The organism is Marinobacter sp. UBA5687 (genome assembly GCF_002420325.1).
Lineage (GTDB): Bacteria > Pseudomonadota > Gammaproteobacteria > Pseudomonadales > Oleiphilaceae > Marinobacter > Marinobacter nauticus.
Map to the genome: position 1 here is coordinate 37905 of NZ_DIHV01000153.1, position 12457 is coordinate 50361.

9 protein-coding genes are annotated in these 12457 nt (G+C 56.4%); all 9 read left to right on the forward strand.

Annotated features, from left to right (window positions below):
* Positions 1–128 precede the first annotated feature (128 nt).
* The 9 genes from B3Y70_RS16660 (at position 129) to B3Y70_RS16700 (ending at position 12380) form a co-directional block, all read left to right on the forward strand.
* Positions 129–2045, forward strand: a complete 1917-nt coding sequence (locus B3Y70_RS16660; RefSeq protein ID WP_286895472.1) for a putative nucleotidyltransferase substrate binding domain-containing protein — start codon at positions 129–131, stop codon at positions 2043–2045.
* A gap of 15 nt (positions 2046–2060) precedes the next feature.
* Positions 2061–2768, forward strand: coding sequence for a 3'-5' exonuclease (locus tag B3Y70_RS16665; RefSeq protein WP_011784418.1), 708 nt, complete (start codon positions 2061–2063; stop codon positions 2766–2768).
* 210 nt (positions 2769–2978) lie between these two features.
* Positions 2979–3242, forward strand: a complete 264-nt coding sequence (locus tag B3Y70_RS16670) for a DUF4212 domain-containing protein (RefSeq protein WP_011784417.1) — start codon at positions 2979–2981, stop codon at positions 3240–3242.
* Positions 3243–3248: 6 nt separating this feature from the next.
* The gene (locus B3Y70_RS16675) at positions 3249–5015 is read left to right on the forward strand and encodes a sodium:solute symporter family protein (protein WP_288590141.1); all 1767 of its coding nucleotides are present in this window, start codon (positions 3249–3251) and stop codon (positions 5013–5015) included.
* A 97-nt stretch (positions 5016–5112) separates the two neighbouring features.
* Positions 5113–5619 carry a hypothetical protein gene (locus B3Y70_RS16680; RefSeq protein WP_014421937.1) on the forward strand — a complete coding sequence of 169 codons (507 nt, stop codon included), beginning with the start codon at positions 5113–5115 and terminating at the stop codon, positions 5617–5619.
* Between the two features lie 27 nt (positions 5620–5646).
* Positions 5647–9165, forward strand: a complete 3519-nt coding sequence (locus tag B3Y70_RS16685; RefSeq protein ID WP_288590142.1) for a PAS domain-containing hybrid sensor histidine kinase/response regulator — start codon at positions 5647–5649, stop codon at positions 9163–9165.
* Positions 9162–10802, forward strand: a complete 1641-nt coding sequence (locus B3Y70_RS16690) for a tetratricopeptide repeat protein (RefSeq protein ID WP_014421939.1) — start codon at positions 9162–9164, stop codon at positions 10800–10802. The genes B3Y70_RS16685 and B3Y70_RS16690 overlap by 4 nt, the downstream gene beginning before the upstream one ends.
* Positions 10799–11479 carry a sensor histidine kinase gene (locus B3Y70_RS16695; protein ID WP_014421940.1) on the forward strand — a complete coding sequence of 227 codons (681 nt, stop codon included), beginning with the start codon at positions 10799–10801 and terminating at the stop codon, positions 11477–11479. Before B3Y70_RS16690 ends, B3Y70_RS16695 begins: the two co-directional genes overlap by 4 nt.
* A 148-nt stretch (positions 11480–11627) precedes the next feature.
* Positions 11628–12380, forward strand: a complete 753-nt coding sequence (locus B3Y70_RS16700; RefSeq protein WP_014421941.1) for a response regulator — start codon at positions 11628–11630, stop codon at positions 12378–12380.
* The last annotated feature ends 77 nt before the right edge of the window (positions 12381–12457 follow it).

A 12457-nucleotide genomic window follows, 5' to 3' on the forward strand; every position in this document is an offset into this window, starting at 1 on the left:
CTACCATAAAGAAAAGCTCTGCGACGAAAATCGTAGAGCCCCTCCGGGTTCCGCTGAACTACACTGCAAGCGGAGAATAATAATGACGGAGCTCCCCGTACCTGGCTCCCAAGCTTACGGATCACGATATGGCCGCAGCAAATCAGGACACTACCCGCCCTCAGAACACCCGAGCGATTATGTCATTCCTGAGGGAACATGCCCCGTTCTCCAGCATGGACGACACCCATCTGGCCCATTTTGCTGAGCATGCGACCCTGAGGTTTTACGCCGATGGCGACGAAGTGCTCTCGCCCGACGATGGAGTGGTCAAGCGGTTTTATGTGGTCAAGCAGGGACGTATCCGGGGTGAGCGCCACAATGAAAAAGAAGACCGGGCAGAAACCACCTTTGAAATCAGCCAGGGTGAGTGCTTTCCGCTTGCGGCACTGATTGGCGAGCGCCCGACCCGAACGCTACACAGGGCTTCCGGCGATACCTTCTGCCTCAGTATTGAACAGAACGCCTTCATCACCCTGTTTTCCGAAAGCGAATCCTTTCGCGATTTCTGTCTGCGGGGCGTGAGCAGCCTGCTGGACCAGGTCAATCAGCGCATCCAGTCCAAGGCCATGGCTTCCATTGGCTCCAGCAACAGCCTCGACACCCCCCTGGAGCGCTACGCGCTGCGCAACCCGATTGTCTGCTCGCCGGATCTGCCGGTTCGCAAGGCCGTAGCCCGGATGCACGAGAATAATGTGGGCAGTATCATCATCACCGATGACAATCGCCATCCCACCGGCATTTTCACGCTGCGCGACCTGCGCACCATGATCGCTGAGGAAAAAGGCCCCCTCGACACGCCCATTCGTCAGGTGATGACAGGCAATCCCTGTCGCCTGCCCGCCACAGCGGACGCCTTTGAGGCGGCAATGCTGATGGCGGAACACCATTTTGCCCATCTGTGTGTGGTCGACGAAGAGGATCGCCTGATTGGCGTGGTATCCGAGCGGGATCTGTTCTCTCTTCAGCGGGTAGACCTGGTCAACCTGGCTCGAACCATCGGCACTGCCACCCACTTGCGCACCCTGGTCAGCCTGCGCTCCGATGTCTCAAGGCTGGTCGACGCCATGCTGGCCCACGGCGCGGATTCCGGCCAGGTGGTGAAGATCATTACCACCCTGAACGATGTCACCGTGCGCAGGGTACTCGAACTTAATCTCAAGAAGAGCGACCCAGGCATTCCGTTCACCTGGCTTACCTTTGGCAGTGAGGGCCGCCAGGAGCAAACCCTGCTGACCGACCAGGACAACGGTATTCTGTTCGAGACACCGGAGGGCATGACCGAAGACCAGGTGCGTGAGAAATTGCTGCCCTTTGCCCGCAAGGTCAACGACGAACTGGCAGAGTGCGGGTTCACCCTGTGCAAAGGCAACATTATGGCCAGCAACCCCAAACTCTGCCTGAGTGACCGGGAATGGGACGACTGGTTTATCCGCTTTATTGATGCCTCAACCCCCCAGAACCTGGTCTACTCGTCGATATTCCTGGATATGAGAGCGGTCTTCGGCCCCACTGAGCCACTCCATCGTCTGCTGGAGAAGGTGCTCCAACGCATCCGCAAGAACGCCCTGTTCCAGAAAATGCTCGCTGGCAACGCGCTGCAGAGAAAACCGCCCCTGACCATGTTCCGGAACTTCCGCTATCTGAACGACGAGAAGAAACACTCGCTGGATCTGAAACGTCAGGGCCTGGCGCCATTTGTGGAATCCGTAAGGGTGTTCGCACTGGCCCATGGGGTGGAAGCCGCCAATACCCTGGAGCGCATTGATGCCCTGGCCAGAAAAGACATCTTTGACGCCAAGGACGCCAACGCCTGGAAGGAAGCCTACAGCCTGATTCAGGCCATCCGTATGCGTGCCCATCAGGAGATGCTCGACCGGGGCGAGGAGCTGACCAATTACATCGATCCGGACGACCTGAATCCTCTGGACCGGCGCATACTTCGCGAGTCTTTCCGCCAGGCCCAGCGGCTCCAGCAGAAACTCGAAGTTACGTATCAACTATAGGTCTGCGCACAGAACATGCTGGAATACATCAAACAGTGGCTGGCCAGAAGACGCGGCGGAACAGTCGGCGATCACGATGCCGCCAATCTGCCCAGCCCGAAAACGGTTGGCGACCAGCCCTTGTCCCGGAGCCGGCTGATTGTTCTTGACCTTGAGACCACCGGCCTGAACGCGTCCAAAGATGAAGTGATTGCCATCGGAGCGGTTGCCATCGAAGGTGGTGTCATCCACCTCAATGACCAGTTTGACCTGATACTGCGTCGCCCTGAACTGGACATTCGGGAAACCGTGCTGATCCATGGCATCGGCCCAGAAGCCCTGACTCAGGGCTACGAAACCCAGGATGCACTGCTCTACCTTCTGGAATGGATGAACGGCGACCCGATACTTGCCTACCACTCCGCCTTCGACCAGAAGTTCCTCGAAAAGACGCTGAAAAGCCAGTTGGGCTACACCCTGCCCCACGTCTGGATGGATGTTGCCGAGCTGATGCCGGCGTTCTTCCCGAAAGCAACGATCAAAGGGCGCGGCCTGGACGACTGGGCGGATGTATTTGGCCTGGAAATCAGTGAACGCCATCACGCCGCAGCCGACGCGCTGGTTACCGCAGAACTGGCACTGATAGCCCTCAATAAAGCCCGGAAAAACGACGTCAAAACTCTCAAAGAACTCAGTGAAAAGCTGCATTATCAACGCCGTTTACAGCATATGCACCGCTATTAGCGGAACAGGATCTACTGGCGATGTCCTTGACCAAATACAAGGCAAGTTACTGAGAGTTAGACCATTTGCCAATATCCATAAATCCATTGACCGGTAAAGTCGGAGGAGACAACAAGTCGGAGAAGTACTACATGAATAATAAATTCTCTATCCGCAACACCTCACCAAAAAAACACCCAATCTCCACAACAACAATACAGGAGTGATTGTATGTCAGGTCATAGCTACGACGCTGAAAACTACTGGAAGGCGAATCTACGCCTGATATTCGGGAGCCTGATTATCTGGGCCCTGGTATCTTACGGCTTCGCTATTCTGTTACGCCCGATGCTGGCGGGAATCCCCGTAGGCGGCACCGATCTGGGCTTCTGGTTTGCCCAGCAAGGCTCCATCCTTACCTTCATTGTTCTGATCTTTCACTATGCATGGCGCATGAACAAGATCGACGAAAAATTCGGCGTGCATGAGGAGTAAGGACAAATGAGCCAATTTGCAATCAACATTATGTTCGTAGGGGGCTCGTTCCTCCTCTACATCGCCATCGCTGTCTGGGCCAAGGCCGGCAGTACCAGCGATTTCTACGTTGCGGGCGGTGGTGTGCATCCTATCACCAACGGCGCCGCAATCGGTGCTGACTGGATGTCTGCCGCTTCGTTTATCTCCATGGCTGGTCTGATCGCGGCCGGTGGCTATGCCAACTCCACGTTCCTTATGGGCTGGACCGGTGGCTACGTCCTGTTGGCCATGCTGCTGGCTCCTTACCTGAGGAAGTTCGGTAAGTTTACGGTTCCTGAGTTCATCGGGGATCGATACTACAGCGCAAACGCGCGACTGGTAGCCGTTATCTGTCTGATCGTTGCCTCGGTAACCTACGTTATCGGCCAGATGGCTGGCGCTGGTGTGGCCTTCTCCCGCTTCCTGGAAGTGGATGCCACCACCGGTCTGATCATCGCAGCGGTTGTTGTATTCGTCTATGCGGTACTCGGTGGCATGAAAGGCATTACCTACACTCAGGTAGCCCAGTACTGTGTACTGATTGTCGCTTACACGATTCCCGCCGTGTTCATTTCCATTCAACTGACAGGCAACCCGATTCCGGGCCTGGGCATGTTCTCTACCCATACCGACTCTGGCTTGCCGCTGCTTGAGAAGCTGAACCAGGTCATCACTGATCTCGGTTTCAACGAGTATACCGCTGATGTGGACAACAAACTGAACATGGTTCTGTTCACACTGTCCCTGATGATCGGTACTGCCGGTCTGCCACACGTTATCATTCGTTTCTTCACTGTGCCCAAGGTGGCTGACGCGCGCTGGTCTGGCGGCTGGGCTCTGGTCTTCATTGCCCTGCTGTACCTGACGGCTCCTGCTGTCGCTTCCATGGCTCGCCTGAACCTGATGACCACTATCTACCCGGACGGAACCCAGGCCGCTCCCATCGAATATGATGAGCGCCCGAACTGGGTCAAGGAATGGGAAGTAACGGGTCTGATTCAGTTTACCGACAAAAACGAAGACGGCCGTATCCAGCTTTACAACGACGTACCTGCGTTTGAAGCTGAAGCCCAGGCCCGCGGCTGGAACGGCAACGAACTGGTGGTTAACCGTGACATCCTGGTACTGGCCAACCCCGAAATCGCCAACCTGCCAGGCTGGGTCATTGGCCTGATCGCAGCCGGTGGTCTTGCAGCCGCGCTGTCGACAGCCGCCGGCCTGCTGCTGGCGATTTCCTCGGCGGTGAGTCACGACCTTATCAAGGGACGATTCAACCCCAGTATCAGTGATAAGGGCGAACTGATGGCTGCCCGGATATCCATGGCCGTTGCCATTGTGGTCGCCACCTATCTCGGTGCAAACCCGCCAGGGTTCGCGGCTCAGGTGGTTGCCCTTGCCTTCGGTATTGCGGCTGCCTCGCTGTTCCCGGCACTGATGATGGGTATCTTCTCCAAACGCGTAAACAACGTGGGCGCGACCCTGGGCATGCTGTCCGGCCTGATCTTCACTCTGGTGTACATCTTCGTGTACAAAGGCTGGTTCTTCATCCCGGGCACCAACAATCTGGCAGACGCTCCCGAGAACTGGGTGCTGGGTATTTCCCCGCTGTCTATCGGTGCCATTGGTGCGATCGTCAACTTTGCGGTAGCCTTCGCAGTATCCAAGGTGACTGCAGAGCCGCCCGTTGAAATTCAGGAACTGGTTGAAAGCGTCCGCTACCCGCGTGGTGCCGGTACTGCCCAGGATCACTGAAGCGAAAGACAATCTGATTCATCGCACCTGATGACAGGTTGAAACCGAACGGGCTTCCTCAGTGAGGGAGCCCGTTCTTTTTTGAGGAAACCGTTGTATGTTCTGGACTTTTGTAGCCACCGTTTTTTGCGGTCTTGGTGCCGCTGGCATTGCCATGGGTATTCGCGCGGCCACCGCCAAAAAAGCCCCGAAGTGGCTGATTCCGGTCTTTGCCGGTGCGGGCATGCTGGGTTATCTGATCTATGGAGAATACACCTGGTATGACCACAAACGAGCCATGCTGCCGGAAGAAGCTGTGGTTGTGGCCACCGAACAGGAGAGAATTTTCTTTCGCCCCTGGACCTTTGTGTTTCCCTACGTGACCTCATTCTCTGCGGTCGACAAGGAAAGTATCAGCCGTGATACCGGTGATCAGAACATTGTTCGCTTCACCCTTTATCGTTTCGAGCAGACGGTCACCGATGCGGTTTCGCACCGGATTCATCTCATTAACTGTGGCAGCCGGGAGCTGGTACCACTGGGTTCCGACGGGGCGCCGAGAGTAGATAACATGAAGTTGCTGGAGAGCGACGATCCACTCTATACCATCATTTGCAGAAGCTGAGACCACAGGAGCGGATAACAAGACCCCATGATTAGCGCCTGGCTGCTTGTCCTTATATCGATCACTTACATTTCACTGCTGTTCCTGATCGCCTGGGCAGGTGACCGGCACCCGGGGCTCTACAAGCGCCGTCTGGCCAGAACCCATATTTACGGTTTGTCCCTGGCCGTCTATTTCACGTCATGGACCTTCTATGGCGCAGTTGGTCGGGCCACCCAGGAAGGTCTGGCATTTCTCCCCATCTACCTGGGCCCGTTACTGGTATTCGTTTTCTTTGCGCCGCTGCTCCGGCGCATCATCTACATCAGTAAACGCAACAACAGCACCTCCATTGCCGACTTTATTGCCTCGCGTTACGGCAAATCCCAGGTGCTGGCGGCCATGGTGGCCATCTTTGCCCTGATCGGCAGCGTTCCCTACATTGCCCTTCAGCTCAAAGCCATTGCCCTGGGGTTTAATGTCCTCTCGGGCACCGGTGACAGTTATCAGGAATTGAGTACAGCGGCCTGGAACGACTCTGCCTGGTACATCACCCTGGCTCTGGCGGTCTTTACCGTGCTGTTCGGAACACGGCACCTGGAGTCCACAGAACATCATCGGGGCATGATCCAGGCCGTTGCCTTTGAATCACTGATCAAGCTCATCGCCTTTGTGGCGGTGGGGCTGTTTGTTGGCTACGGGCTGTACGATGGCTTCGGGGACCTGTTTACCCGAGTCCGCGAAGCTGACCTGATGGGCACGCTTACCACAGAGTCGCTGGAAGCCCCTGCGTTCCTCACACAGACGCTGGTTGCCATGCTGGCCATCATCTGCCTGCCACGGCAATTTCACGTGATGGTGGTGGAGAACACCGATCACCGGGATTTTGAGGTCGCTCGCTGGGCGATGCCGATCTATCTGATCATCGCCAGCGCATTCGTCATTCCTATTGCCGCCGCCGGACTGTTGAGCACTCACCTGGCGGGCAGCGATCCGGACATCGTCATCCTGCAACTGCCGATCATGGCAGGGGAACACTGGCTTGCCGTACTGGCGTTTCTGGGCGGTGGATCAGCGGCGGCCGCCATGGTGATTGTCTGTTCCGTCGCCATAGCCACCATGGTAAGTAATGAAATCATCATGCCAGGCCTGCTCAAGTTCTTCCGACCAGGCATGAACCGACGAACTGATCTCAGCTTCCTGCTGCTGACGATCCGGCGGGTTGCCATCTTTGTAGTACTGCTGACCGCCTACGGCTTCTACCGCATGGCTGGCGAAGACTACAGCCTGACGGCGTTTGGCTTACTGTCCTTTGCCGCAGCGGCCCAGTTTGGTCCCGCGCTCGTAGGCGGTATTCTCTGGCGCCAGGGTAACTTCACCGGAGCTGCCTGGGGCCTTGGGCTGGGCTTCCTGATGTGGTGTTACACCTTGCTGTTGCCCGCGCTGGTGTCCACCGGGTGGGTTGCGGATACCCTGATTGAGCACGGCCTGTTTGGCTGGAACTGGACCCGACCAACAGCCCTGTTCGGTTCCGACCTGGATCAGATTAGCCATGGCATTCTTTGGAGTCTGGGGGTAAACACCGGGGCCTATATTCTGCTCTCCCTGATTACCCGGCAACGTATTCGGGAGAAGATTCAGATTGCCGCGTTCTTCCACGATGCGCAGCCCAAAGCCGAGAATGCCCAGCACCAGAGCTGGCAGGGTGAGATTCTTACCTCCGACCTGCAGGCCCTGACCGACCGGTTCATGGGGGAAGAACGTTCCGAAAGCATTTTCAGGAATTACGAACGACGTAATGCCATCCGGCTCTATCCTCAGCGGCCAGCTTCCACCCACCTGATGAAGTACATAGAGCGCCAGCTGGCATCGGTGATTGGAGCCTCCACGGCCCGCGTGGTTCTGGAGTCGACCCTGACTGGCCGCGATATGCAGATCGAGGACGTGGTCAGCATTGTCGATGAAGCCTCCCAGGCCATGACCTTCAGCCGGGAGTTACTGCAGTCTGCCATCGAGAACATCAGCCTGGGCGTGTCCGTGGTCAACCATCAGCAGCAACTTGTCGTCTGGAACCATCGCTATCTCGAGCTGTTCAACTATCCCAAGGGCTTTGTCCGGGTTGGCCGGCCGGTTGAAGACCTGATGCGCTATAACCTCACCAACGCCAACCTGTCTGCCCGTCGAATTGACGACATCGTCGAGAACCGCTGTAACAGCATGCGTGAAGGCAAACCCATGTCTTACGAGCGTCAGCGCCCCGATGGCACGGTCGTCCGGGTGGATGGCAGTCCGATTCCAGGCGGCGGCTATGTCACCACATTCCAGGACATTACCGCCATGCGCAGGACCGAGCAGGCCCTGAAGGAAACCAACATCTATCTGGAGCAAAGGGTCCGGGAGCGCACCCAGGAACTGCAGGTGATCAATGAGCAGATGCTCAAGGCCAAGTCGGTAGCCGAGCAGGCGAACCAGAGTAAAACCCGCTTCCTTGCCTCTGCAAGCCACGACCTGCTGCAACCCCTGAACGCAGCAAGACTCTTTACCTCCGCGTTGTCCGGCAAAGTGAACGAGGGCGAAACCCGGGATCTGGTAGACCACATCGACAGCTCGCTGGGCGCGGCTGAGGAGATCATCAGTACACTGCTGGACATTTCAAAGCTTGATGCCGGGGCACTTGAGCCGGATATCGGCGTGTTTCCAGTCAACGAGCTGCTCAGGCATCTGGCCACCGAGTTTTCAGCCATCGCCAAGGATCAGGGGCTGGAACTGCATGTAGTCCCCAGTACCGCCTGGGTCCGTTCCGATGCGAAACTTCTGCGTCGTGTGGTACAGAACTTCCTTTCCAATGCCATCCGCTACACCGCAAGCGGCAAGATTCTGATGGGCTGCCGACGCCTGAAAGGCTATCTGCGCATTGAAGTCTGGGACACCGGACCGGGTATGTCAGATGACCAGCTTAATCACATCTTTGAGGAGTTTCGCCGATTCCAGCATGGTCGCGACAAGAAGGGGCTGGGGCTTGGCCTGGCCATTGTTGATCGTATCAGCGGCATGCTTAACCACCCCGTCACCGTGCACTCCATCCAGGGCAAAGGCAGCGTATTCGGGATCACGGTTCCGGTCGCCCCGGCCGATCAAAGCCGGCTGGATTCGCAGAAAAGCGGCAGCAGTTCAAGACGGGTATCCAATCTCGGGGGCCTTCACGTTCTGTGCATCGACAATGACGCAGCCATTCTGCAAGGCATGGTCGCGTTGCTGGGCAACTGGCAGTGTGATGTCACTGCCGCCGAAAGCCTGGACGATGCCCTGGACAAACTGGACGGACGCAGGCCCGATATTATACTTGCTGATTATCAGTTGGATGATAACCGCAATGGACTGGATGCCATGGACAGCATAAGGGAACATCTGGGAAGCGATATTCCCGGCATCCTCATTACCGGCTATATGGCGCCGGAGGTACGTGACGACGCAGGCAACCGGGGCTACCAGGTACTGTACAAGCCAGTGAAGCCTGCAGCCCTGCGAGCGCTCGTAAACAAACTACTTAAACAGAAGCGGCCATGAATCCATCCGACCGGAAAGACGCAGTAAATCCGTTTGGCAAGCTTACTTTTCTTGTTGTCGACGATTTCGAGAACTTTCGGCTATCCATGCGGCAGATGCTCCGCAGTTGTGGTGCCGACAAGATTGAACTGGTTGCTCACGCCACGCCCGCCATCCAGTACTGTACCTACAATCACGTAGATGTCGTGCTGTGCGACTACAATCTGGGGGAAGGCAAAAACGGCCAGCACGTACTGGAAGAGCTGAGGCACAAGAAACTCCTCAAACGGTCATCGCTGTTCCTGATGGTAACCGCGGAAACCTCCAAGGAAATGGTCATGGGGGCACGGGAATATCAGCCTGACGGCTATCTGACAAAGCCCATTAACCGTGCCATGCTGGAGCAACGTCTGGGCAGCCTGATCAAACAGCGCAATGCCCTGCTCCCCATCACCCGGGAGATCGACCGGGAAAACTACCCGGAAGCCATCAGTCTTTGCCTGCAAACCCTGCCCAAACAGCCCCGCTACAAAACCTGGCTGATGAAGACACTCGGGGAACTCTACTTCATGGTCGGCGACCTGGCCCACGCCCAGAAGGTCTACGATGATGTTCTAAATCAGCGGGAGCTGTCCTGGGCCCGGCTAGGCCGGTGCAAGGTGTTGCTGGCCAACCGGAACTTTGATCAGGCCGTCGACGGCCTCAAGGCTCTGATTGAAAAACACCCGGACTATATGGAAGCCTACGACCTGCTGGCCGAAGGCCTTCAGAAACAGGGACGATCGGCCCAGGCCCAACAGGTTCTTGAGAAAGCGGCTGAACATTCCCCCAACGCTCTGCTCCGCCAGAAGCATCTCGCTGAACTGGCCGGCGCAAACCAGGATATTGACACCGCCTCCCAGGCGTGGCGACAGACGGTGTCTCTGGGCACCTATTCCATACACGACAATGCAGAGCATTACCTGTCGCTCGCCCAGAGCCTGTCCGATCTGAGCGAGGGCGATCTGGACGAAGAAGGCGCGGCGCGCTCGTCAGAAGCCCTCTCTGTGCTTACGAAAATGGAGAAACGCTTCGACAACGATGAAACCATCGGGCTCAAAAGCCGTATCGTGCAGTGCCGTCTCCATGCCGGCCAGGGCCGCCACCGGGAGGCCGAGAAGATTCTTACCGCGGTCAGCTCGGAGCTCGAAAGCCTGGAGGAACTCCCGGCCGATATGGGGCTGGATTTCGCAAAAACCCTGTTCCGGATGGGCCGGGAAGATCAGGCCAAAAGAATCCTCGGCGATCTGGCCTCACGATTTGATAACGACCCGGACACCTTGCAGAAAATTGAAAACCTTCTGGACGAGCCCGTTGGCTTCCGTCAAAAACTGGAAGCACGCAGCATGAACCGGGATGGCATCAAAGCGTTTGAGGCAGGCGACCTCGACGCTGCAGTGGAAGCCTTCAACAAAGCCCTGGCGATCGTTCCGGACCATGCTGCCCTGAACCTGAACCTGGTTCAGGTGTTGATGAAGCAATATGACCAGAACCCGGAGCCGGCGTTACTGGCTGCCTGCCAACAGCGCCTGGACCGTCTGAGCAAGCTGCCGGAGCAGCATCGTCAACACCGTCGATACCTGGCCCTCACCCGAAAACTGAAAGGACTGACCGCATGACCGACCCAAACATCGACTTTTCGATGGTGCTGGCCTCTGCCGTGCACGACATGAAAAATTCTCTCGGCATGTTACTGAACAGCCTCGACGAACTTCGTGGTGAACATGAGCAATCCCTTGCTGGCTCCGACAAATTCAACATGCTCCAGTACGAAGCCGAGCGTATGCATAACGATCTGGTTCAGTTACTGGGTATCTATCGCCTGGGAGAAAACAATCTCTCTGCGCACATTGACGAGCATTTTGTGCCAGATTTCCTGGAGGAGCACCTCGCCAGGCACATCCCTTTGTTGCAGGGACTCGGGCTCAAATATTCAATTGCCGCAGATGACATCAATGGTTTTTTCGACGAGGACCTGTTGACCGGTGTACTCAACAACACCATCAACAACGCCATCCGTTATACCAAAAGCCAGATACGGCTTATTGCGCGCGAAGAAGACGGTTATCTGGTGCTGGGGGTTGAAGATGATGGCCAGGGCTACCCGGAAAGCATGCAACATACTGGTACCCTGAGTTTCAAGTCGCTGGACTTCAATACCGGCAGTACCAGCCTGGGGCTGTTCTTCGCCTCGTCTGTGGCCGCACTGCATAGCGAAGGCGAGCGAACCGGCTCCATCAAACTGCACAACGGCGGCAGCCTGGGTGGGGGTGTATTCGAAATCTGGCTGCCCTGACGCAAAAATGAAATAGGAGTCTCAAAAACGGAACCCGGGCCCGCCTACCCACTGCATATTTTCTGAGCTGCACTTATAGTGCCCGAGTCTTTCGGACTGATTCATCACGGCGTAACAACGTCTGTCACTTCCAGGGAGGAGCTCTCTCATGCCGCGAGGGCACGCACTGATCATCGAAGACTCGTCAACGGCCCGTATTCTGTTGTCCCGGCTGCTTGAACGAGCGGATATCTCCACCAAAGGGGTTGCCACTGCGGAGCAGGCCTTCCCCCTGCTTCAGCAGGAACATTTCGACCTTATCTTCCTTGATCATCTCCTCCCGGGCATGAATGGCTTTCAGGCACTGGAGAGACTCAAGCAGCAGCCGGAGACGCGGGACATCCCGGTATTCATGTATACCTCCCAGAACGCAGAACGTTACCTACAGGAAGCCAGAGCCCTCGGTGCTGCCGGTGTCATTCGCAAGCAGGTTGACCGGGACCAGCTGATGCGAACTCTGGATATCATTCTGTCTAACGTGCCTGATCAGGAACAAAGTGAAGCCATCCGCCTGGCCGTTGAGGAAGGAGGACATCACGGGTTGGAAGCAACGGAACAGAACTCCCGGGGCATGACCGGGCGCCTGTCTACGCTGGAAATTGCCTATGAAGAGCTGGAGGAAGAAATCCGTGAGTTGCGCGCTGCCTTTACCGAATGTCAGCTACAACAGGTTCAGAAGTTAGACCAGCAACAACGGCAAATGCGCTGGCTGGGCGGCTTATCCATTGCGGGTTTGGTGGCACTGGTTTGGCTTGTGACATGGCAGGGAGGGGTTCTGGACGAGTATATTGCGCGCACCGATGAACAATTCAGTTTGCTGCATAGCATTGTTGGCGGCGTTATTGAATTAATCGGTCGATAGTGACCATAAAGGCAGAAATAAAAAAGCCCCAGCATCAAGGATGCTGGGGCTTGTTTATTTAGGAGCCTGACGATGAC